General features: G+C 41.8%; 17 protein-coding genes. 4 read left to right on the top strand and 13 right to left on the bottom strand.

Going from position 1 to position 23060, the window contains the following annotated elements:
* Positions 1 to 101 precede the first annotated feature (101 nt).
* Both AC1DYB_RS11230 and AC1DYB_RS11235 read left to right on the top strand, forming a co-directional pair.
* A complete protein-coding gene (locus AC1DYB_RS11230; protein ID WP_477434921.1) occupies positions 102 to 3620 on the top strand; it encodes a molybdopterin-dependent oxidoreductase in 3519 nt (1172 codons plus the stop codon).
* Positions 3621 to 3624: 4 nt separating this feature from the next.
* Positions 3625 to 5082 (top strand): rubredoxin, encoded by a 1458-nt coding sequence (locus AC1DYB_RS11235; protein ID WP_477434923.1) that lies wholly within the window; start codon positions 3625 to 3627, stop codon positions 5080 to 5082.
* A 219-nt stretch (positions 5083 to 5301) separates the two neighbouring features.
* On the opposite strand, the gene AC1DYB_RS11240 is transcribed toward AC1DYB_RS11235, so the two are convergent.
* The 10 genes from AC1DYB_RS11240 to AC1DYB_RS11285 all read right to left on the bottom strand — a co-directional run bounded on the left by AC1DYB_RS11240 (position 5302) and on the right by AC1DYB_RS11285 (position 14968).
* On the bottom strand, positions 5302 to 5679 hold the full coding sequence (locus AC1DYB_RS11240) for a DMT family transporter (RefSeq protein ID WP_295711240.1): 378 nt from the start codon (positions 5677 to 5679) through the stop codon (positions 5302 to 5304).
* A gap of 11 nt (positions 5680 to 5690) precedes the next feature.
* On the bottom strand, positions 5691 to 6641 hold the full coding sequence (locus tag AC1DYB_RS11245) for a sterol desaturase family protein (RefSeq protein WP_477434925.1): 951 nt from the start codon (positions 6639 to 6641) through the stop codon (positions 5691 to 5693).
* Between the two features lie 2 nt (positions 6642 to 6643).
* Positions 6644 to 8080, bottom strand: a complete 1437-nt coding sequence (locus tag AC1DYB_RS11250) for an N-acetylneuraminate synthase family protein (RefSeq protein WP_477434927.1) — start codon at positions 8078 to 8080, stop codon at positions 6644 to 6646.
* Positions 8081 to 8093: 13 nt separating this feature from the next.
* Entirely contained in the window at positions 8094 to 8900 is an 807-nt protein-coding gene (locus AC1DYB_RS11255) for an SDR family oxidoreductase (RefSeq protein ID WP_295711235.1), read from the bottom strand.
* A complete protein-coding gene (locus tag AC1DYB_RS11260; RefSeq protein ID WP_477434930.1) occupies positions 8900 to 10246 on the bottom strand; it encodes an aminotransferase class III-fold pyridoxal phosphate-dependent enzyme in 1347 nt (448 codons plus the stop codon). Before AC1DYB_RS11260 ends, AC1DYB_RS11255 begins: the two co-directional genes overlap by 1 nt.
* Before the next feature lie 12 nt (positions 10247 to 10258).
* The gene (locus tag AC1DYB_RS11265; RefSeq protein ID WP_477434932.1) at positions 10259 to 11197 is read right to left on the bottom strand and encodes a transketolase family protein; all 939 of its coding nucleotides are present in this window, start codon (positions 11195 to 11197) and stop codon (positions 10259 to 10261) included.
* 1 nt (position 11198) lies between these two features.
* Positions 11199 to 12056: a transketolase gene (locus tag AC1DYB_RS11270; protein WP_477434934.1), complete on the bottom strand. Its 858-nt coding sequence runs from the start codon at positions 12054 to 12056 to the stop codon at positions 11199 to 11201.
* Positions 12057 to 12058: 2 nt separating this feature from the next.
* The gene (locus AC1DYB_RS11275; protein ID WP_295711229.1) at positions 12059 to 12901 is read right to left on the bottom strand and encodes a cytidylyltransferase domain-containing protein; all 843 of its coding nucleotides are present in this window, start codon (positions 12899 to 12901) and stop codon (positions 12059 to 12061) included.
* A 14-nt stretch (positions 12902 to 12915) separates the two neighbouring features.
* Positions 12916 to 13980: a hypothetical protein gene (locus AC1DYB_RS11280; RefSeq protein ID WP_477434937.1), complete on the bottom strand. Its 1065-nt coding sequence runs from the start codon at positions 13978 to 13980 to the stop codon at positions 12916 to 12918.
* A 148-nt stretch (positions 13981 to 14128) separates the two neighbouring features.
* On the bottom strand, positions 14129 to 14968 hold the full coding sequence (locus AC1DYB_RS11285) for a phosphatidylinositol-specific phospholipase C/glycerophosphodiester phosphodiesterase family protein (protein WP_477434939.1): 840 nt from the start codon (positions 14966 to 14968) through the stop codon (positions 14129 to 14131).
* Between the two features lie 161 nt (positions 14969 to 15129).
* Here AC1DYB_RS11285 and AC1DYB_RS11290 point away from each other — a divergent pair, with 161 nt between their 5' ends.
* On the top strand, positions 15130 to 15672 hold the full coding sequence (locus tag AC1DYB_RS11290) for a hypothetical protein (protein ID WP_477434941.1): 543 nt from the start codon (positions 15130 to 15132) through the stop codon (positions 15670 to 15672).
* Between the two features lie 103 nt (positions 15673 to 15775).
* Here AC1DYB_RS11290 and AC1DYB_RS11295 read toward each other — a convergent pair whose 3' ends face one another.
* From AC1DYB_RS11295 to AC1DYB_RS11305, 3 genes are all read right to left on the bottom strand, one after another.
* Positions 15776 to 16297, bottom strand: a complete 522-nt coding sequence (locus AC1DYB_RS11295; RefSeq protein WP_477434943.1) for a YceI family protein — start codon at positions 16295 to 16297, stop codon at positions 15776 to 15778.
* 220 nt (positions 16298 to 16517) lie between these two features.
* Positions 16518 to 16976 carry a DUF1569 domain-containing protein gene (locus AC1DYB_RS11300; RefSeq protein WP_477393614.1) on the bottom strand — a complete coding sequence of 153 codons (459 nt, stop codon included), beginning with the start codon at positions 16974 to 16976 and terminating at the stop codon, positions 16518 to 16520.
* A 94-nt stretch (positions 16977 to 17070) separates the two neighbouring features.
* Positions 17071 to 21198 (bottom strand): hybrid sensor histidine kinase/response regulator, encoded by a 4128-nt coding sequence (locus AC1DYB_RS11305; RefSeq protein ID WP_477434945.1) that lies wholly within the window; start codon positions 21196 to 21198, stop codon positions 17071 to 17073.
* Positions 21199 to 21600: 402 nt separating this feature from the next.
* On the opposite strand from AC1DYB_RS11305, the gene AC1DYB_RS11310 reads away from it, so the two are divergent.
* Entirely contained in the window at positions 21601 to 22980 is a 1380-nt protein-coding gene (locus AC1DYB_RS11310) for an OmpA family protein (protein WP_295711216.1), read from the top strand.
* The last annotated feature ends 80 nt before the right edge of the window (positions 22981 to 23060 follow it).

Below are 23060 nucleotides of genomic sequence, written 5' to 3' on the forward strand. Positions count from 1 at the left end.
TTAGTTTAAGCTTCAAATAAAAATAGAATTTAAGAAGGCTTTTAGCTTTCAGCTCAAATAAAGCTTTTGGCCTTAGGCCTTAAGCTTTTAGCTATAAAAAGATGTCAATAAACAAACGATCTGGTAATGCCTACAAAAGTACCTGCTGTTATTGCGGGGTGGGCTGCGGCGTTGTTATAAATAAAGAGAAAAATGGAAGTATTACCCTTGAGGGTGATAAAAATTACCCGGTAAACAAGGGGATGCTGTGCAGCAAGGGATTAAACCTGCACTACACGGCAAATGATAAAACAGACAGGTTGTTGTACCCACAGATGCGTTACAACAAAAGCATGCCTATGCAAAGGGTAAGCTGGGATGATGCATTGGAGCGTACAGCAGCCGTTTTTAAAACTTTTATCAATAAATACGGGCCAGACTCGGTAGCGTTTTATGCATCGGGGCAATGCCTTACCGAGGAGTACTACGTAGTAAACAAGCTGATGAAGGGTTTCATCGGTAGTAATAATATTGATACCAATTCGCGCCTTTGCATGAGTAGCGCAGTAGCGGCATACAAGATAGCGCTGGGAGAAGACAGCGTGCCGCTTTGCTATGACGATATTGAACTGGCCGATTGCTTTTATGTTACCGGAGCCAACCCGGCCTGGTGCCATCCTATTTTATGGCGGAGGGTTGAGGCCCATAAAGCAGCAAACCCGCATGTAAAGATCATAGTGGTTGACCCGCGGGCTACAGATACCTGCAGCATTGCCGATTTGCATCTGCAAATAAACCCCGGTACCGATATCACCCTTAACCATGCCATTGGCAGGGTATTGATAGAAAATGGCGATATTGATATTGATTTTGTAACCCACCATGCCGATGGTTTTGAACAATACAGTAAAATAGTATTTGAACGCACCCTGGCCGAATCGGCCCTGATATGTGGTGTGAGCGAAAGTGATATTTGCCTTGCCGCCAAATACATCGGCGAAGCAAAGGGATTTATCTCTATGTGGACAATGGGGCTTAACCAAAGTTCCATTGGGGTAAACAAAAATTTAAGCCTTATAAACCTCAATTTAATAACTGGTCATATTGGTAAGCCGGGCTCGGGCCCGCTATCATTAACCGGGCAACCAAATGCTATGGGTGGGCGCGAAGTTGGTGGTTTAGCCAACCTGCTGCCGGCCCATCGCAATTTGGCAAATCCGCTGCACCGGGCAGAGGTACAAAAGTTTTGGGGCGGAACAGAAATTGCCGCAAAGCCTGGCCTAACCGCTACCGAAATGTTTGAGGCATTGAACGATGGCCGCTTAAAAGCCATCTGGATTATGTGTACCAACCCACTAACCAGTTTGCCCAATGTACGTTTGGCAGAGGAGGCGCTAAAAAAAGCAAAATTTGTGGTAGTGCAGGAGATCAGCAATAAGCCAGAAACTTTGGCTTACGCCGATGTAATACTCCCCGCCGCCGCCTGGGCCGAAAAGGAAGGCACCATGACCAATTCTGAAAGGCGCATTAGCTATCTGAATAAAGTACTGGACCCCCCCGGCGAGGCTATCGCCGATAGCGAGATCATTTGCCGCTTTGCCAAAAAAATGGGTTATAAAGGCTTCGACTTTAAAAATGCTGCCGAAATTTATGCCGAGCATGCTAAACTCACAACCAAAACCAATATTGATATCAGCGGATTAAGCTATGATATCATCAAACAACAGGGATCTGTACAATGGCCATATAAAAAGAGGAATGTAAGCATTGGTACCCCCCGTTTATTTACTGATAAGCAATTTTATACTGAAAGCGGCAATGCCTTGATCAGCGCTGTGCCTGATAAGCTTACCAGCGAAATGCCTAATGATGATTATCCGTTTATCCTGACTACCGGCCGCATTCGCGATCAGTGGCATACCATGAGCAAAACAGGTAAGGTAAATAAGCTAAACCAACATATCAAGGAATCTTTTATGGAGATAAACCCCCTGGATGCCATTAAGCTGAACATACAGGAGGGCGATGTTACCATCATTACATCGCGCAGAGGAGAGGTAAGGGTAAAGGCCAAAATGTCAACAGCAATAAAACAGGGTGTTGTTTTTATGCCGATGCATTGGGGAAAAATTTTAAATAATGATATGCACCGGGTTAACAATGTTACCAATGATATACTTGACCCAATATCAAAAGAACCGGATTTTAAATACTGCGCGGTAAGCGTTCAAAAATATAAAAAGCCATTTCAGCGCATCGTAGTTGTTGGTGCAGGAGCAGGGGCGCACGGCTTTGTACGATCATACCGTGAGCTGAACAAGGATGATGAAATTACCATTTTTAGCAAAGAGGACCACCCATTTTATAACCGTGTAATGCTGCCCGATTACATCAGCGGCGAACAAAGTTGGGAACAGCTGGTGAAAATGACTGATGAAGAGGAACCCGAATTTAAAATAAGATTACTCCGCGGTGTTAGCATCGAGAAAATTGACCGAGTTAATAAATACGTACTGGATAGCCGCGGGGTAAAAACTTATTATGATGTTTTGCTGCTTGCTACCGGCAGCAGGGCGGCCATACCTAAAAACGTACCTGCCTTGCAGGGTATTTTTAGTATGCGTAGCCGAAATGATGCCGATAACTTTAAAAAACATCTGCCCAAGAATGGGCATGTTGTTATTGTTGGTGGAGGCCTGTTGGGCCTGGAGATGGCTGCCTCCCTGCGCGAAATGGGCATCACCATCACCATTATTCAGCGTACATCAAGGTTTTTGAACCGGCAGCTTGATGAGTTGGGCAGCAGGTTGTTGCACGAGGAGATGGCCGATCAGGGTTGCGATATTTTTTATGACGATGAGGTACAGCTTTTTTATGGCCGGTCTAAATTAACCGGTATCGGTTTAAAAAGTGGCCGCAAAATTGATTGCGATGCCATGATCCTGGCAATAGGTACAACCCCCAACCTTGAAATTGCCAAAGAGAGTGGATTGGATTGCAAACGCGGCGTTATCGTGAACGAGCGGCTGCTCACCAGCGATCCATCTATATATGCTATAGGTGAAATTGCGGAGTTTAACGGAACACTATATGGAATAACCGCCGCTGCCGAGCAACAGGCCGCGGTAGTAGCCGGTTATATGAACGGTGATATTGCCAGCTATTATAAAGGCAGCCTGTTCATGAACATCATCAAAATTCATGGGTTTGATTTGTGCAGTATCGGTCTGTCAGAATGCCCTGATGATAAGGATTATGAAGAGATCGTATTTATTGACAAAGCCAAACGTTATTATAAAAAATGCATCATTCACCAGGACAGGCTGGTAGGTACTATTTTGATAGGAGATAAGGGCGAGTTCCAGGAATTTAAGGAGTTGATAGCCAACAAAACAGAGCTAAGCGATAAGCGCCTTAAGCTATTGCGCAGCGGCAAAACCGCCCAGCCTGTGTTGGGTAAGCTGGTGTGCAGCTGCAATAATGTGGGTGCCGATAATATCCGCAACAAGGTAGCTTCTGGTTGTTCCCAATTGGCAGATGTTTGTTCATCAACAGGAGCTGGAACAGGCTGCGGTTCATGCAAGCCAGAGGTTAAACGTTTGATGGATGAAGTTTTAAAGCAACAATTAATGAATGCTTAAAAATATGAAAGATAAAGGCAGGCAATTGATCAAGATAAACTTACCGGGAGGGGTAGCATCTGCAGGCGATTTTTACGAGATACTTATCATAGCGCAAAACGCTGGTGCAAAACACATTCGTTTTGGTAACCGGCAGCAGCTTTATTTTGAAACCGATGCCGAACATTTAGAAGACCTGGAATTTGATATGCTGGGCGCTGGTATCGACTATGAAATTGATGCCGATATTAACCCCAATATTACCAGCTCATACATCGCCGATGGTATTTTTAACCAGGAAAACTGGCTTAAAGAAGGGGTTTATAAAGATATTTTCGACCTGTTTGATCATCAGCCATTACTTAAAATTAATTTGGTTGATAGCAACCAAACCTTTGTTCCGTTTTTTACCGGGAATCTTAATTTTATCTCATCGCCGGTGAGTAATTATTGGTATTTGTATGTAAGATTTCCAAAAACTAATATCCTGTATTGCTGGCCCGTGTTGGTTTATTCTGATGATATCCCGGCCATAAGCAAAGTTATACAGGACGTGATCTTTGCCAATAAACAATTGTTTTATAACCAGGCCGAGGTTAATCCCGATTTGCTGCATCAGCTTGTTACTCCCGGGAACCAGTTTGTTATTCAGCAAATAGAGCAGCCATTGCAGATACCTGAATTTCAGTTGCCTTATTACGAGGGTTTTAATAAGCAGGGGAACAAATATTGGTTAGGCGTATACAGGCGCAATGAGTTATTTGATATTGAGTTTTTAAAGGAGATCTGCAACCTGTGTATGCAAACCAGGGTAGGGCAGCTTTACATCAGTCCGTGGAAATCATTATTGATAAAAAATATTGAGGCCAAACACAGGCCTTTATGGGGAAACCTGTTAAATAAATACAGGGTTAATATCAGGCATGCATCAAACGAGCTAAACTGGCAGGTAGAAGACCTATGCAACCAATGCCTGGATCTTAAACAACAGCTGGTTCGCGAATTTGAGGAGGCTGATTTACGCACTTATCGCTTAAGCTTTGCCATCAAAAGAACGCCACAATCAGGTATCTATGCTTCCATCGTGATTCGTGAACGTAAGCCTGATAAATTTGAGATTGTGCACACCCGTGATTTTAACCATAATACGCGTGAATTTGTGGTTTATAAGCAAGGGGTAGCAAAGGCAGATTTGAGCGGGCATCTGATAGCTCTTTGTGATGCATTTTATGAATTACAAAGTACCGCGCGCCAGGCACCTGTAACTATTATTAAAGACGATGCGGAACCCGTTAGCCAAAAACATGTTTATCAATGCATCAACTGCTTTACCATTTATGATGAAACATATGGAGATGAACAAGGCGGTGTTTTGCCGGGCACGGCATTTGCCGCTTTAAATAGCTATGAATGCCCAACTTGCGGAGCCGGCAAAGATGATTTTAAGGAAGTGGCAGTTGATAAATACCTGGTAAAATCTTAGAGGGTTTCAAAAAAACAAATAGATCGTCATTGCGAGGGTGTTTGCAAAAAAAACGACCGTCATTGCGAGGTACGAAGCAATCTCTTTGCTGTACAGAGAGGCTTTGCAGGGTCGATTTGCCTATGTAGAGATTGCTTCGTTCCTCGCAATGACGCGTAAATATGTGTTTCATTGGACGTATTAGACAGTCTCTTAGCAAACTGTTTTGGACTCTGCTTATTACTTTATTTCTGTTCCGTAAAATTTCAATCCCAGGATACCGGTCATGATCATGAGCATAAAGAGAAACTCCTGCCATGATAGTTTTTGATCAAATAAAGTCATTTCGCATACCTTAATTAATACTAAAGTTACGGCTGTCCAAACGGCATAGGCAATGGCTGTTGGTACCAGTTTTATCGCTAAGGAAAAGAAATAGATATTTCCAATTCCGAAAAGAATATAACCTGCAAAGGGTATCCATGCTGGTAAGCCCTGCTGCATACTTAAGGCAGAGTTCCATCGCAATGCTTTCAAGTCACTGAATTTCATCAGTTTAAGCGAAAATGTCCAGGCGGCTTCAAAGCCAGCCGCGATAATGAGATATAACCAGGCCAAATTTTTAAGTTTTATTGTAATATGTTATCTTCTTCGTGCACTTTATTTGATGGTAAAGTAGGCTGGAAATGAATTTCGGGCTCTTCGGATTTTGTAGGGAATAATTTTTTAAGCTGGTCCATGACCCTGAATCTTAATGTATAATACCATTTAAACCAGGAATATTTAAGCAAACTTTTTTCATCAAAACGCTTTATCGAGAAGGCATGCTGTAAAAAGTAATCTTTAGGATAATCATAGTAAAGCCCCCAGTTTTCGGGCTTATTACCCGGGGCATGACCGGGATCATAAACGGTGCCGAAAAGGTAATCCCATACCGCTAACTTGGTTGCAAAGTTGGCGTGGAAAACCTCCTGGTAATTGGCATGGTGCCACAAATGTAATTGGGGCGAATTGATGAGGTATTTAAGCTTGCCCATATTTACCTTAACGTTGGCATGGATAAACATACCGAACATGGCATCTATCAAAGCTTTGATAGGCACAACAACCGGGTTTGCTCCTAAAAGTATAATAGGAGCAAACTCGATAGTTTGGTTAATAATGATCTCCATGATGTGCGATCTTGATCCGGCTAAAAAATCAACTTCCTTACCAGAATGATGCGCTTCATGGATGCGCCAGAAAACCTTATTGGAGTGCTGAAAGCGATGGAACAGGTAGATATAAAGATCATGTGTAACCACAAAAAACAATACCTGTAAAGCAATTGGCCAATGTGTAATAAGTTGAAGATGTGATAGATCAAAATGCCTTTGCAGCGGCATAATTATATAATCAAAAATAAGGATCTTCAAAAAATAGCTTTGTATCAGGGTGTACCATACCAGATCAATCCAAAACCCTTCCCTAAAAAAGGCTAAACCTTTACGATAGGGGGAGATCCGCTCCCAACCGATGATAAAAGTTACCCAGCAGGCAAGGATAATGGAAGTAATGGTAAGTACGTTTTCCTGTGGCATTGCTAAACTAAAGGCTTTTCTTTATATTCATCACTTATGTTTACCCTTAACCTTTTCATAGGTGCCAGTTCAGATTCATAAACCCGCTTAAAACCATCGCCGGTAGCGATTTCTACATCCCTGATATCGCGTACCATGCGTTGTAAGCCCTGCGGCTCAACTGATGCAGCGTGATCTGATCCCCACATGGCACGGTCAAGTGTAAAGTGGCGTTCAACAAAAGTAGCGCCCAGGCTTACAGCGGCTACAGTAGTGGCCAGTCCGGTTTCATGACCCGAGTAGCCAATTGGAATGCCCGGATATTTGGCCTCAAGCGTTTGGATCATTTTAAGGTTAAGCTCCTGGGGGCTACATGGGTAGGCTGAGGTTGAATGAGCGATGAACAAAGGATAGTTTTCATCAAACGCGTTCGCAAAGTTCATGGTCGCTTCAATCTCTTTCATGGTTGACATCCCTGTTGACAGCATTAAAGGTTTACCGGTTTCCAGGATGCGTTGTATCAGATCAAAATCTGTTAATGAAGCTGATGCCAGTTTGTACAATATAGTATCAAACCTTTCCATAAAATCAACCGATGGAACATCCCAGGCTGAAACGAACCAATCAATGCCTAACTTTTTGCAATATTGATCAATTGTAGCATATTCGGCAATGCCAAACTCAGTTTTGCGTTTATAATCTATATAAGTGATTCTTCCCCAGGGGGTATCACGCATTATTTCCCATTGGTCTTTGGGTACGCAAATTTCAGGTGTCCTTTTCTGAAACTTAACCGCGTCGGCTTTGGCTGCAACAGCCTCGTCAATCAGTTTTTTGCAGGTTTCCAATGATCCGTTGTGGTTAATACCAATTTCGGCTATGATGTAGCTGGCCTGTCCTTTACCTATTACACGACCGTTTTGTAATGTTATTGTGCCGTTGCGGTTACCGGATGTAATAGCGGTATTCTTTGATTCGATGATAAATTCAGCAAACTCCCTGAAACAACCTTCGCCACCGTTTAGTGAGCTTACAAAATCGGCTTGCGCTTTAACCAATGGCAATGCATCGGCAGGGCAGGCGGTTAATCCGGCAAGTTTCAAAACTTCCAGGTCGTTATAGTCATCGCCTATATAGGCAACTTCGTGTGCGGATAAATTTAAACGGTGGCAGATTTCGTTAAAAGTAGAAACCTTATCCTTTATACCTAAATGCAGTTCAGTTATCTGAAGTTTTTCGGCCCGTTTAATCAACGAAGGAGAATGTTCACCGGTTATAATACCGGTATCAACATTTGCCAATTTTCGCAAACGCTCCACACCCATACCATCGCGCATGTTGAATTTTTTTAACAACTCGCCATCGGTGTTGTAATAAACACCTGCATCTGTTAATACACCATCGTTATCGGTTAGCAATAGTTTAATGCCGGCCGCTTTTTGTTTTAAAATTTCATTCATAATTATGTGTGAATTAAATTGCTGTCCATCCTCCATCTACCACCAGGTTAGCCCCCGTCATGTAAGCCGATGCCTCACTGGCAAGAAATACAAGTGCGCCCTGGTAATCAGATGCTTTGGCCATACGGCCTAATAATGTTTTTGCTGAATAGTTACCTATAAAATCTTCGGTTTGTCCGTTTTCAACTCCGCCCGGCGATAGTGTATTTACCCTTACACCGGTATTGCCCCAGTAAGCCGCCAAAAAGCGCGTAAAATTGATAATAGCCCCCTTGGTTACGGGGTAAGCAGCCGATTTGTAAAAGGTTTGCTCGCCTTTGGCGTTGCGGTATATGGATTGATCGGGACCAACCATGCCATAAGTTGAGGCAATATTGATGATGCTGCCACTTCCCTGAAGCGCCATATGCGTACCCAATATCTGCGAGCTTAAAAATACGCCCGTAATATTTACATTTAGTGACCGCTGGAAAGCTTCCAGGGGATAATTTTCAAAGGCCGATAGCTCCTTAGCCATGGCCGGGTCTTCAAATTTATCGTTGATGGCCGCGTTGTTCACCAATATATCAAGCGAATCGTATTTATCCAGGATAGTATTAAGCGCATCTATCAGCGATTGCTTGCTGGTAACATCTACCGCTAATCCTAAATGGTTATCACCCAATTGTTGTGCAAATTGCTGTACTTCGTCAACATTAATATCGGCAACTATTACATTGGCCCCGGCTGCTGCAAGCGCTTCGCAATGTTTTTTTCCGATAAGCCCCAGCGCACCTGTAACTAAAGCCGTTTTTTGGTTTAATGCAAAAAGGTTCATCATTAGTCGGCTATGATGCTTTTAGGTTTAATATTGTAGTTGCTCACCTTGCGGAAAACAGCTTCCAGCACCTCGCCCTTTAAATAATTTTTAATATTGCCACTTTCTATAGCTTCTTTTACTAAAGGCAAAACATCGCGGTATGCCAATAAAATGTAATCAATATCTTCGGTAGTGTGGCTGTAGCACATGTTATGAAAACCTGCCCACAATACACCTCGTTTTATCATTTCCTGTTGCATTAGCGTTTTAACTTCCAGGGCGTTACCGGCCTCTGGCCTAAAGGTTACCATGCTGCGGCAGTTAAAACCTACACATTGGGTGTACTTATCCATCCCGGTTTCAATGGCAATGTGGTTGTAGCCATTTTTTAGCAATGCGCCATTCTCATCCAGGTATTGTGGTACGTTTTTATCGCGTAGCTCATTTATGGTAGCAATGCAGGCTGCCAATGATAATGCTTCGCCGCCAAATGTTGTATAGCTAAATACCGCGGAGTTAAAGAGCTCCATTACATCGGCGCGACCGGTAAGCAAGGCTATAGGCATACCGTTGGCGCATGCCTTTGAAAATACAGCCAAATCTGCTTTAACATTAAAGTATTCCTGCGCGCCGCCAAGGGCCACGCGGAAGCCAGTCCACATTTCATCAAATATCAACAGGGTGCCGTTTGCTTTGCATACTTCGGCAAGTTCCTGTAAATAGCCGGGCTTTGGGGCTTCAAAAATAAATGGTTCCAGGATTACAGCAGCAACAGTTTCATCCAACGCGGCTTTTACGGCCTCAATGTCGTTATACTCAAAAGTGTAGGTTAAATCCTGAATAGCTTCGGGCACACCGGCGTTACGGCTGGTGATGCCTATGTACCAATCATGCCAGCCATGGTAGCCACAGCAAAATATTTTATCCCTGCCGGTAAAGGCGCGGGCAACACGTATGGCAGCCGAACATACATCAGCCCCAGTTTTTGAGATCTTTACCGCTTCTGCATTAGGTACAACTTCCTGCACCAGCTCTGCCAGTTCAACCTCTAAGGGGTGCATCAGCGAAAAGGTAATTCCATCATTCAGTTGCCTGCGGATGGCATCATCAACCACCGGGTAGGCATATCCTAAAGATATAGGACCAATAGCAGAATTCAGGTCGATGAATTCATTGCCATCGGCATCCCACACATGTGATCCTTTGCCTTTAACAATATACTTGGGGGCCACGCCTTTGGTAAATTGCCCAGGCCCTTTGGCTAATGTTTGAGTAACCGGCTTTTGTACCTTTAAAGCGCGGTCATATATTTTATCAGACTCGCTGATGTTGGGAAAATTATTGTTGAATGCTATTTTATTAGCCATTGGAGTCGTGTTTTATTCTGAAAATTCAGGTGTTAAAATTTGTGGTTGATGGTAGGTGGTTTTATAACCTAATATCCTTTCGGCAATTTGTTTGCCTGTGAAACCTTCGTGCTGCAAAACGTCAGGCAGTAATGCCGGTCTGAACCATTTTTCGTTGAGGGCGATGGGCAATACGTTTGCCGTTGTTTGATGTTTCAATAACACCTCAGCAACAATACTGTAAAGGCCACCTGTTAAAAAATGATCTTCGAGCGTTACCACCAGGTTACTTTGGGCCGATGCTTTTAATATAGCCTGCTCATCAACGGGTTTAAGACTGCGCATGTTAACCAATCCTACAGAAAGGCCCTCGCTTTTCAGAATCTCAACCGCGATAAGTGCCTGTTCAAAAAGTAAACCATAGGTTAAAATGGTAACATCGTTGCCTTCGGTAATAACTTCGGCTTTGCCCATAGTAAAAGGCTCATGCTCATAACCTGTTTTACGGGTATTTATGCGGGTATAGGCTGGTTGTTTGCTTTGCCATATCTGCGGCAGCATTTTAACAAGGTCATCTTCATCGGCAGGCGCAAATACGGTTACATTGGGGATGCCCCTCATGATAGAAATATCTTCAATTGCCTGGTGAGTAGGGCCGTTACCATCAGATAAAAGGCCGGGGATAAATCCGCTTAGCTTAACCGGCAGGTTTGCTATACCTAAATCGGTGCGCACAAACTCAAAGGCACGCATGGTTAAAAACGCTGCCAGCGCATGCACTACGGGTACGCGGCCACGCAGAGCCAAACCGGCAGATGCGCCGATCATGGTTTGCTCGGTAATGCCGGTATCAATAAAACGTTTGCCTAATATGCCCGGCAGGTTGCGTACCAGCGCACGGTTTTCGGCCGTCATCACAATAATCCTTTCGTTGGCCAGGGCCATCTCTGTTAATAGTTCTTCGTAGGTCATATTATCTCACTACTAAAGTTTCTGATGTTAATAAGGTATCGTGTTCGCCATGTAATTCAAGCAATAGCTGGCCAATTTCGCCGGCATTAAAATTGCAGAACCAGCGGTCGGCCCGTTCCTCAATGCTCGGCAGGCCTTTGCCTCTTACCGTATCGGCAATAATTACATTAAGTTTATCTTGTTGAAATGGGTAGGCAGTGAAGGCCTGGTGCAGGTCGGTAAAGTTGTGCCCGTCTATACGTATAACGGCAGCGCCAAAAGCTTTAAATTTATCTGCAAGAGGTTCCAGGGGAATCAAGTCCTCGGTACGTACATTAGCCTGGAACTGGTTACGATCGATTACAAAAAGAAGGTTGTCCAGTTTATAGGCGTTTGCTACTAAAATAGCTTCCCAGCAGGTGCCTTCGTTTAGCTCACCATCGCCTAAAATGCACACCACTTTGTTGTTGCTGCCGCTTATTTTAAGATCCATAGCAACACCAATAGCTACTGATGGCAAGTGCCCTAACGAACCCGAATGAAATTCTATGCCGGGAATGTTAGTATTGGGGTGCCAGTAAATATGATCATTAAGCGAAAGATGATTTTTAAGGCGCTCTTTTTCTAAAAGGCCCAGCTCTGCGAGTGTGCCATATAAAGCGGGTACGTCATGGCCTTTTGAAAGGAAAAGGTAATCACGCCCGGGATCATTAAGGTTTGATGGATTGATGTTTAAAAAGTTGGTATATAGGTAAACGATCAAGTCGACCGCCGATAGGGATGCTCCTGTAAAGCACCCACCATCTGTTGACATGCGCACGATATGTTCCCGGACCTTTAAAGCTATAGCCTTAAGTTCCTGTTGGTCAAAATTATTCATGGCTATGCTTCGCTTTGTTGTAACAAGGATGAATTTTCCTGCGGTGCCCGCCTGGTTTGATCGGGCCAGATAGTTTGTAATTCGCCCAGGTGATGACGATACCAGTTTACACCTGCATACTGCGCATTAAGCTGATAAATTTCGGGCTTGCGGTTTAAAAGGTTAAGGATATCCTGGCACGAAAACTGGTTACAGATGGGATAAAGCTCAGCGAATACCCTTTCAATAAAATAATAATCTTCCGGGTAATCAATAGTAAAACGGTGCGACATGGAGAAATCCATACCGGTTGGCCAGGTTACATTGCCAACACTAAATATAAGCGGGTTTTCCCATATATAAGGCGTGGTATGTTCGAGCTCTAAAGGCCTGCCGGCATTTTCCCATGCCTGCCTCAGGCAGGCCATCGTCATTATTTCTACATCATTGCCATCGGGATAAGTAGCAGGGTGCAGGTTGCTTACATAATCGTATTTACCCCGGTTGTCAAAAAAGTATTCGAGCGTATAATCAACAATACGCGGATCAATCAGCGGGCAGTCAGACGGGATCTTGAGTACAACATCGGCTTTAAACAACTTTGCCGCCTGGTAGTGCCTATCGAGTACATTGCCCAGGCTTCCACGATAATAGGGAATATCCATAGCCAAAGCTTCATTTACTATAACGTCATCTTCCTGGTTTTCTGAGGTGGCAATAATGATATCAGCTTTATGCTGAATCATCTGTAAACGCTCAATCATTCTGGCCAAAAGGCTTTTACCCAGTATAGGAAGCATTACTTTGCCCGGTAAACGGCTTGATGCCATGCGGGCCTGTACTATAATTACAATTTTTTCTGTCATGGTATTAAATTTTATTACCAGTTTGCTATTAATTCGTTGCTTAGTTCCGGCTCCGCTTCCTGACGCTGAAATTCAGACATGGACATTTGCGGATCAAAACTTTTCTTATCACCCTTGTGGTTTAAATAATCGCGGCATAGCGCTGCAATTGTTTTGGCAGATGTGCCTTCATTTTGTATCGGGGCAAGCCCTATAAGCTCATCGATATTAAACCAGGAGTGTACCTTTTTACCTAAAGCTATACCCGTATATACTACTGTTGAGTATTGGGTTATCAGCTCGCAGCAATTGGCTATCATGTGGCTGGTGTTGCCTTGCTTATATATCATGGTACCAGCCGGAGCATACTTAAGAATCTCTTTTTCGGCCCTTTTAAAGTTTTCGTTGGGATGAAGTTTAAATAGCAAAGGCCTTCCGTTGGCTATTTTTACAGCTTTTTTTATAAATGCTACCCTATTCTCCAGTCTAAAGGTTTCCCGCATATCTGTAGTGGCAACCAATACATAATTATGATGGGGGAAATCATTATTCAGATGCTGTTGCTGGTTATCATAATTTGGCATCCCGGTAACCACAATCTTCCGTTGCTCTGTACCTTTACCGGCAAATTGCAGTTTGTAACCTTCGGAAGCAGCGCAGTAAACATCGCAGATATTTGATGCACCGTTTAAGGAGGTATTGCCACAAAGGGTAGATGGTAACCTTAGCGTTCTCACTATTTTACTCCACAGGGTATACCGGTCAATCATTCCCTCTTGTACCCAAATGGTTTTGTATTGCCTCATCCGTTTAGGAATGATCATATCTGTACAATAAACTACCAGGTCGTATTTGTTTTTTTTAGCACCGAAATCAATTTGCAGTGAGTTTTGGTACAGGTATCTTTCAGATTTTAGCTTGAATTTGCGTGAGAGCACCGTGCCGTTGAATATCGGTGTTTTGGTTAACAGGTATTTAAGCGGTGCATTATCTGTAAACAACTGGCTAAACCAGCAATCATACCCGGGTAACTCATTTGCAATCTGGTGCATTTGGGTTGTTTGGTTAATTGAACCCGTAATGAATAATATTTTCTTCATCCTTTAACTTTCAATTATATCGGGCCGCTGTTACAAAGTTTTACTTTTTGTTAAAAGTAACCCCGCTACTTTTAGATAAAGAGAAGCCAACGTTATCAAATTATTAAGGAGTAAGTTTTTAGTGCTGTTTTTTTTACATCAGTAAAGTTTAATCAACCTTTGCATAACTTTTAGGGCCCGAAGTCAGGAAATTCTTGAGCTCCACCAGTTTATCGGTGTTGATGAGATCAACACCACAATTCAGTAATTCTTTCCATACGGCTTCATTTTCTGGCGAAGCCCAAAGCCTTACTTTTTTACCAAACCTGTGCGCCAGCATCACATATGTACACAAACGTTTCTTTTCAATAGGCGAGAAATCGCCTCTGCCATCCCATTTTAATAAGTGCGAGTATTTGCAGCTTGCCGTTTGATATAGATTTTTTGAAATGGTATCTTGTTTTAACTGCATCAGGTCCTCATCAATAAAAGCTAAGCGGTTTTGCTGCGTTTTAATCATTTCAGAGGGTTTATGCCCGGTTATAACTACGGTTACCTGCCTTTGAGTATAAACCCCATTATTGTAGCCTGATAATATTGGCCGATATTTTTCAAGTAAAATTTCAAGCGCCTGGTAAGTTTTATCTGCATCAGATTTTATATCAATCATTAATGTAAGCGGGTAAACCGGGCATTTAATTTCTTTGTTATTACCCTCAATACATTCCATCAACGGTTTAAAATAGAGGCGCTCCAGCGTTCGTTGTTTTTTAAAAATGGGGAGGATGTGTGCTACGATGAGTTTGTTCCCTCTTAAATATATATCGGCTTCAATATGGGTAAACCCGTTATCAAGGGCGTCATACAAAGGCCGTTTATGCCAGTAATCATTGTGGGCAAATCCATTTACAAGCCTTAAATTTTGGGAGTAGGAGTTATAACCGAGGGAGATCAGCAGAAACAGGAACAAGAATTTAAGGTGCTTGGGGCAATAAAATGCTGTTGGCATCGATAACTTTTTTGTTTCCACAAAATTACCTGTCCAATGTTGCCTAATTATTAGCTTATTATAATGATAAGCCTTTAACCAGAAAAAATTAACATCAGAGGCAACGTATTTGTCAAAGTCACTGTAATATCTATAAGTGATTATTAACTAAAATCAAAAAAATGAAAATTTTACAAAGATTAATAGCCGTTTCAATTACGGCATCAGCTATGTTTTTTGCAACAAACCTAAAAGCTCAAACTACAGCGAAAAACCAATTTAACCTTGGCCTAGGTGCCGAAGTTGGTGTACCAACCGGTGTATCGCGACTGGGCACAAATTTTACATTAGGCGCTACCGGCCGGTTGCAATATGGTTTAACCGATAATTTTGCACTGATGCTTACTACAGGTGGTTATCACTTTTTTCAAAAAATAAAACCGGGCACAAATAAAAGGTACGAAAGCTATGGTGAGATCCCTGTTAAAATTGGTATTAAGCAGTTTTTTGTGCCAAACATATATGTTGCTGCAGAAGGCGGCCTTGTCTGGGAAAAGTTGGAGGCTGGCCAGGGTTGGGCACCATTTCACAGACGCGACCTATCAGGTGGGGTGGGTTATGCCACTAAGCACTGGGATATTGGCGTAAGGTATGAAGATTTTTATATGAAAGATTATCATTCTGGTTTAGTAGGTCTGCGCTTAGCTTACGGGATAGGGTTATAGTTCCAACACAAAGACGAATAATTAAACTAAAAAGGGCAAATGATCATTATATCATTTGCCCTTTTTAGTTTAATTAAAAACTGGTTTATGAGTTGCGCCGGGATCAGGCTTTAGTAACCGGAACAGTAAGGCTGATGGTAAGTTCATCGGGGGTGCCGCTGCGGGTGATGTTAAAATCCTTGGGTATTATTTTAAAACTACCTTTAAAGAGGCCTTCATTGCCTTTATCATCAAAAGTGAAACTGATGGTAACAGGTTTTGTAATTCCTTTAATGGTGAGTTTGCCCGCGGCCTGGTAACCACTGCTACTTTTAGTAACCGACGAGGCCACAAATGTAATGGTTGGATGATTATCGGCATCCAACGCACTTTTGGCATGCATATTTTTTAAGAAAAAACCTGTAGCAATGCTTTCAACATCAATGGTTGCAGAAATTTTTGATTGCTCGGGATCTGTTTTATCAAACTGGATATTGGCCCTTAGTGTTTCAAATATGCCGTGGATCTTGCCGCCTGCAAATTTCACTTCGTATGGGCTTTTAACCTTGTAGTTTATTAATGTGAAAGCAAAAGCCGAAATGCTGATGATAAGCAGCATTAGTAAGGGATACATGGTCTTTTTCATAAGAGATTTATTTTTTAATATTTTAATGAATATAACCCCATTGTTATTAAGGGCGTTATATAAACTACGTTTGCCGTATTCATGGGGTTGCCTCGATACATAAACTTATGGTATTTGGCTGTGCCTAAACAAAAATCCCCTGGCCTTTTTTAATAAAACCAGGGGAGATGTAAAGGAAAAGCCGACGATGATGCTTTTAAAACTTTTCAACCTAAAGCAATCAACACCCAAACTGAGTAAGGTGATGGTCCAGGTGTTTATAAAACATATTGTTCCATTCGGTTATGCTTAACGAGCCAAAGGAATGTGACATTCTGCCATCGAACTCTTTCTCGCCTAACTGCTGTGTTTTTTGGATAAAGGCTATCAGCCTGGCCTTTTCTTCCTCAAAATCTTTAGCCGTTGTAATGATAAATGCAGGTGCAGTAGGGCCGTTGTGTTTATAGGGTGTTTCGCTTACTACCTTGTTTTTTACAAGTAGTTTCAGTACAAACTTCATAAAGCCCTTTGGTTTGGGATGCTTATCTTCATAAGTCATCTCATAGGATACGCAACAATGTGCAAGCATTTGCGCTACAGCCATTTTGCCCCATTGCGGGCTTGTTGTTGGTGTAAGGGTATTGATTCTTTTAATTATACTATCAGCAACCGGTTTAGTAAAAATATTGGGTAGGGCCATAAGTGTTGTTTTTTACAAATTTATTGAATTAAAACCCTATGACGACCGGGAAATTCAATATAGGACAAAAGGTAGTTTTTTTTTGTTTTAGAGGTTAAGCCTGTACATTCACCTTCTTTCCATACTTTTCAAGAATACCGATGATCTCTGTCAGTTTCATGGGTTTGCTCAAATAATCATCCATACCGGCCTGCATGCAGGCTTCTCTATCTTCAACCATAGCATTGGCGGTCATGGCCACAATAATTGGCTGACTTGGCAGGTGTTTCCTGATGTACCGGGTAGTTTCAAGGCCATCCATTTCGGGCATTTGAACGTCCATGAAGATGATATCATACTTCCTTACGGCCACGGCATCCAACACCTCAAGGCCATTGATAGCGATATCGGGCAGGTAACCCATTTTTTGAAGAATTTGTTTGGCTACCTTTTGATTGATCATATTATCTTCTGCAATCAAAATGCTTAGAGGGTATTGGATAGCCAGATCTTTTGATAAAAACTCTTTTTTTAGTTTATGTTCTGTAAGGGTGTTTCTATCATTTTTTAAGTGATCAATAATGTGTTTTAACAAAACATTGTGTTTTGCCGGTTTTGTAAGTACCGTATTAAATAAATTAGCCTCGCTTTTGCCTTGCTTATCAACAGAGCTAAGCAATATCAGCGGCATTGCTGGATATAGGGCTTTTATTTTACGGGCCAGGTCGGCACCGTCCATTTCGGGCATATACATATCTGTAATTACCAGTGCAACCTGGTTGTTAGCCTCTAAAATTGCTAATGCTTCGGCGCCCGATTGGGCAATTATAGGAGTAAATTTCCAATGCCTTAGCTGGGTTTCCATAATGTTGCGGTTGGTAGCATTATCATCAACAGCCAATATTTGTTTATTTTCCAGGCCGGCTGCATCTAAATTGAAATAGGCAGTTGGGGTTTTTATGCCAACGCTTGTTTTAATATTAAAGCTAAAAGTTGTACCAGATCCTAATTTGCTTGTTACATTAATTTCGCCTCCCATTAAATGGATCAGTTTTTCGCTGATGACTAAACCAAGGCCGGTACCGCCATATTTGCGGGTTGTACTGGAGTCAACCTGCGAAAATGCTTTAAAAAGTCTTGATAATTTATCTTCCGGAATGCCAATGCCTGTATCGCGAACAGTAAATAGCAGGTCGAGCTCATTGTTATTTAAGGTGTTTTCAATTACATCAATAAATATTTCACCTTCGTGGGTAAACTTAATGGCGTTTCCCACTAAATTTATTAATATCTGCCTTAAGCGCATCGAATCGGCAATGATATGTTCAGGCACGCCGGGTTCTATCTGGTAAATCAGGTCGATGTTAAGTTTCGATGCCTTATCAGCAAAAAGGTCCAGTACGCTTTCTACACAATCCCTGATATTAAAGTCATGCTCTTCCAGCTCCATATTACCCGATTCGATCTTTGAAAAATCAAGGATATCATTGATAACGGTTAACAAGGCATCGCCCGAGTGCTTAATGGTTTCTGTATACTCAGCCTGTTCATCGGTAAGGTCGGTATTGGCCAATAAGGTAGCCATGCCAATAACGCCGTTCATTGGGGTGCGTATTTCATGGCTCATAGTGGCTAGGAAAATGCTTTTGGCCTTGTTGGCATTTTCGGCTTCCTCACGGGCTTTCTCTGCCGCTTCACGTGATATTCTTTCTTCAATAGTAAGCTGTGTAATACTTTCTGTACGTTCTTTTACCAATTGTTCAAGATGCTCTTTTTGCCGCCTCACCGTGCGCATGCGGTATTTGAAAAAGCCGTAAATGGCAGCCACAACAGATAAAACAACCAGCAACTCAAACCACCAGGTTAACCAGAATGGTGGCACGATGGTTATCTGTAGCGGGGAGGTAACCGGCGACCACAAGCCCTGGCTGTTTCTGTATTTTAGCAGTACATGATAAGTGCCGTGCGAAAGATTGGTGTACGAGGCTGTGTTGTGATTACCTATATAGTTCCATTCCTTATCAAATCCTTCTAAATAATAGGCATATTGTTTCCTATCAGGAGAGGCGTAATCCAGGGCCGAGAACTCAAACGAAAAAACAGATTGTTTATAGGAAAGCACCAGTTTCCGGGTATCGGTAACATCATTTTTTAATGGCGAGGGGTCTTGTGGATTTACAGCAATGGAAAGCGGCTTGTTAAATACCTGGAAAGAGGTAATGACTAATGGTGCAAACCCCACTTTTTTTAATATCTGGTCTGGAGTAAATTCATTGAACCCATTAATACCACCAAAATACATTTTTCCATCATAAGTTTTTAACGCCGAATGTGGTTTATACTCATCACCCTGCAAGCCATCTTCAACGGTATAATTAAAAAAAGACTTTGTGTCGGGGTCTAATTTAGATAAGCCGCCATTGCTGCTTACCCAAAGTTTGCCATAATCATCCTCTCTTACGGAGTAAATGATATCACTTGGCAAGCCATCTTTTTTTGTAAAAGTTGTGAAATGCTTTTTTAGCGGATCAAAAAGATCAAGGCCCGATAGGGTAGTGAGCCATAACCGGCCTTTACTATCTTCAAAAATATCGGTTACGCCATTATTACTGATGCTATTGGTTTTTTCGTCATGAACAAAACGTTTAAACTTGCCTGTTTTACGATCAAATAAATTTAAGCCGCCATCAGAGGTTCCAATCCACAGATTGTTTTTGCTGTCTTCCAATAACGAATAGATCCTGTCGCTGCTAATGCTGTTTGGATCATATAAGTTGAACTTATAGTGGGTAAAAACTTTTGTTTTGTCATCATAACAATCCAATCCATCGTTAAAAGTGCTTAACCAGGTTTTTTTATCGCGGGTATGTAAAATGAAATAAATATTATCGCCGCCTATTCCCTGTGGCTTAGCCGGATTATGCTTAAAGTTGGTGAAAATGCCGGTTTTAGGATCAAGTATGCTGAACCCATCTCCCCAGGTGCCAATCCATAATTTGCCTTCGGCGTCGGGTTTTACGGTAAGTACGTAGTTGCCCGTAATGCCATTTTTGCCATCGGTTGGTTGTTTAAAGCTTGAAAATGTTTTACTTATCGGGTCAAATTTATTTAAACCGCCGCCATCTGTCCCAATCCATATTTTATGGTCTTTATCCTCGGCCAGGTCAAGTACGTAATTATTGGACAGGCTTTCCTGGTGACTGTTGTGCCGGTATAGGTTGAAACTTGCCGTAGTTTTTTTTGATAGATTGATGCCGCCGCCAAACGCGCCAACCCACATGTTTCCAGACCGGTCTCTGCAAATACCATAAACCGAATTTCCGTTGATGCTATTGTTATCAATCTCGTCATGCTGATAGGAAACAAATTTGCCGGTTTTTCTATTTAATACGCATAAGCCGCCATTTTCAGTGCCAATCCATAGGTTTCCATCCTCATCGTTATTAAGGCTGTAAATGGTGTTGCTTGAAATGCTGCCAGCATCATTTTTATCGTGCAGAAAACGTTTGAATGTTTTATCTGTTCGGTTAAATAAGTACAGTCCATCGGCTTGCGTACCAATCCATAGCTGATGGAACTTATCTTCAAAAATAGCTACAACGTTGTTACCCCGGATCGCTTTAGTCGCCGGGTCATAATAGGGAAAATTTGAAAACTTGTTGGTTTTGCTGTTGTAAAGGTTTAAGCCCCCGCCACCGGTGCCTACCCATATATTGTGCTGTGAATCCTTGTAAACAGTGCGCGCGTTATTATCGCTAAGAGTGCCTGCATCCTTATCAGAATGCATATGATGCTCAAATATATTACGTTTCAGATTGTAACGGTCAATGCCTCCGTTTTGAGTTGCCACCCATAAGTTGCCATTATCATAAAGTAAGCGGTTGATAATGTTATTGATGATGCTTTTAGGGTTTTTATCGTCATGGAAATATCGTACAAAGCGGCCTGTGCTTCTTTGGTACGTGTTTAAACCGCCCGATGTTGATAGCCAGATATTGCCATTGTCATCTTCGGCAATATCGGTTATCGTGTTGTTACTTAAGGATGTACTATCTTTGGAGTCATAGCGGTATTTTATAAACTGGTATCCATCATACCTGTTTAAACCATTACGGGTACCTATCCACATAAACCCCCGGCTATCCTGAAAAATGGAGTTAATATTAATCTGCGATAAGCCTTCGGCAGTACCTACATGCAAAAACTTAAGGCTTTCGTTTTGTGCATAACCATTAAACGGCATTAGGATGCAAATTAAAAATAAAGAGCAAACAATGAGTTTATAGTTTTGGAACAACCTTAGCATAGAACGTGATTTAACATTGAAAATACTGCAGAAACAGTAAGATTATAATGATTTGTATACGTTGTTTTTCACTAATTAGTTTCCTAAAGGTTTAAACAATTGTTATGGTAAAATGCCATTTAGTATTACCGATGATACAAAATTGTACTGTTTTTGACCCATTAACCGTTTTGTACAAAAAGTTAAATTTGTTACTGTTGCCTTATGCAAATGTTTGGCCTGTTGCAATTTAGGAAGTTGATACTCCCTTTATCTCTGAGGAAATTATATGCGGCATTAATGTTGAAAACATGTTGTTATGTTTTACTGAAAAGTAAACTAATAATTAAACATGATAATATGAAAACAAATTTAAAAAAAGCCACCTTACTCCTTACCGGAATTATGGTAGGTGGTAGATTATTCGCTCAAAGTCCTGATACTACAGCCGCAAAAGACTATGTTAAACCGTTCTCAGGTGGCAATCAATTACGCACCTGGTCAATAGGTGTTAACGGCGGTTTATTAACTCCGTTCACTATTTTTGGCAGTAACAACAAACAGGATTTTACCCATCCGCAAGAGCAAATAGGATATGGGGCTTATATTAAAAAGCAAATATTGCCTTCTTTTGGCCTGCAGGCAGATTTCCTTCGCGGTAAAGTTAAAGGTACCAGCAGCCAAACAAATGCTTTAGGCCAATCTACCTACTCGCAGTATGAAACCAATATTAACTGGTCTGCAAGTTTAAGTGCCAACATTACATTGGCTAATATTAACTGGCGTCATGAAAAGCCATTTATCCAGCCGTATTTAACGGTAGGTGCTGGTACTATGAATTACACCCCTAAAATTACTGAAACCGGCGGCCAGCAAACTAATTTTAAAACCACTGGCAACGGATCAATAAACGAAGTGTTTATTCCGGTTGGTCTTGGTTTAAAATTCGACCTTGCACCAGGCGTAAACCTTGATTTAGGTTACCAGGTTAATTTTGTAAACTCTGATAATTTTGATGGCTACAAATTCGGAGCTACAAATGACAGATTCTCTTATGCACACATTGGTTTAGAGTTTGCTTTAGGCAGCCGTAAAAAGCCACAAATGGCTACTCATAACCCGGTAGCATCTATGCGTACAGAGTATTTATGGGAAAATGAACAAACTAAAACTGCTTTGCAAAAACAAATTGATGCAGAGAAAGCTAAAAATGATGAATTAAGGAATGATTTGAACACTACTAACGCAAACCTTGCTAAATTAACAACTGATAGCGACGGAGACGGTGTTGTAGATGTAAATGACAAATGCCCTAACACACCAGCCGGTACAAAGGTTGATGGTTCTGGATGCCCGCTTGCAAAACCAGAAGTTAAGGTTTATGTTACCGAAGAGGATAAGAAAGTAGTTAAAGATGCTATCAAAAACCTGGAATTTGATTTAGGCAAAGCTACAATCCGCGCGCACTCATTTCCAAGTCTTGATAGGGTTGCCGGATTATTGGTTGACAAAAACTTCAGCTTGAAATTAGCCGGACATACAGATAACACAGGTGCTGATGAATTAAACATGCGTTTATCAAAAGACCGTGCAGAATCAATTAAAGCTTACCTGGTAAGTAAAGGTGCAAATGCATCACGAATTGAAGCTACAGGTTATGGCGAAACACAACCAATTGCAACTAACAAAACTGCAGCTGGTCGTCAGGCTAACCGTAGGGTTGAGTTCACTTTATATTAATAGTAAAATCCTGTTAAACACAGGTTATTTAAAAGCCTCCCGATTTATCGGGAGGCTTTTTGCGTTGGTTTATATCTTAG

The sequence above is a fragment of the Mucilaginibacter sp. P2_A4 genome, assembly GCF_056405015.1.

What these genes read in the sequence shown, in the direction of transcription:
- AC1DYB_RS11230 (WP_477434921.1), top strand. Translation starts at nt 102, where the DNA reads ATGTCAATAAACAAACGATCTGGTAATGCCTACAAAAGTACCTGCTGT.
- AC1DYB_RS11235 (WP_477434923.1), top strand. Translation starts at nt 3,625, where the DNA reads ATGAAAGATAAAGGCAGGCAATTGATCAAGATAAACTTACCGGGAGGG.
- AC1DYB_RS11245 (WP_477434925.1), bottom strand. Translation starts at nt 6,641, where the DNA reads ATGCCACAGGAAAACGTACTTACCATTACTTCCATTATCCTTGCCTGC.
- AC1DYB_RS11250 (WP_477434927.1), bottom strand. Translation starts at nt 8,080, where the DNA reads ATGAATGAAATTTTAAAACAAAAAGCGGCCGGCATTAAACTATTGCTA.
- AC1DYB_RS11255 (WP_295711235.1), bottom strand. Translation starts at nt 8,900, where the DNA reads ATGATGAACCTTTTTGCATTAAACCAAAAAACGGCTTTAGTTACAGGT.
- AC1DYB_RS11260 (WP_477434930.1), bottom strand. Translation starts at nt 10,246, where the DNA reads ATGGCTAATAAAATAGCATTCAACAATAATTTTCCCAACATCAGCGAG.
- AC1DYB_RS11265 (WP_477434932.1), bottom strand. Translation starts at nt 11,197, where the DNA reads ATGACCTACGAAGAACTATTAACAGAGATGGCCCTGGCCAACGAAAGG.
- AC1DYB_RS11270 (WP_477434934.1), bottom strand. Translation starts at nt 12,056, where the DNA reads ATGAATAATTTTGACCAACAGGAACTTAAGGCTATAGCTTTAAAGGTC.
- AC1DYB_RS11275 (WP_295711229.1), bottom strand. Translation starts at nt 12,901, where the DNA reads ATGACAGAAAAAATTGTAATTATAGTACAGGCCCGCATGGCATCAAGC.
- AC1DYB_RS11280 (WP_477434937.1), bottom strand. Translation starts at nt 13,980, where the DNA reads ATGAAGAAAATATTATTCATTACGGGTTCAATTAACCAAACAACCCAA.
- AC1DYB_RS11285 (WP_477434939.1), bottom strand. Translation starts at nt 14,968, where the DNA reads ATGCCAACAGCATTTTATTGCCCCAAGCACCTTAAATTCTTGTTCCTG.
- AC1DYB_RS11290 (WP_477434941.1), top strand. Translation starts at nt 15,130, where the DNA reads ATGAAAATTTTACAAAGATTAATAGCCGTTTCAATTACGGCATCAGCT.
- AC1DYB_RS11295 (WP_477434943.1), bottom strand. Translation starts at nt 16,297, where the DNA reads ATGAAAAAGACCATGTATCCCTTACTAATGCTGCTTATCATCAGCATT.
- AC1DYB_RS11300 (WP_477393614.1), bottom strand. Translation starts at nt 16,976, where the DNA reads ATGGCCCTACCCAATATTTTTACTAAACCGGTTGCTGATAGTATAATT.
- AC1DYB_RS11305 (WP_477434945.1), bottom strand. Translation starts at nt 21,198, where the DNA reads ATGCCGTTTAATGGTTATGCACAAAACGAAAGCCTTAAGTTTTTGCAT.
- AC1DYB_RS11310 (WP_295711216.1), top strand. Translation starts at nt 21,601, where the DNA reads ATGAAAACAAATTTAAAAAAAGCCACCTTACTCCTTACCGGAATTATG.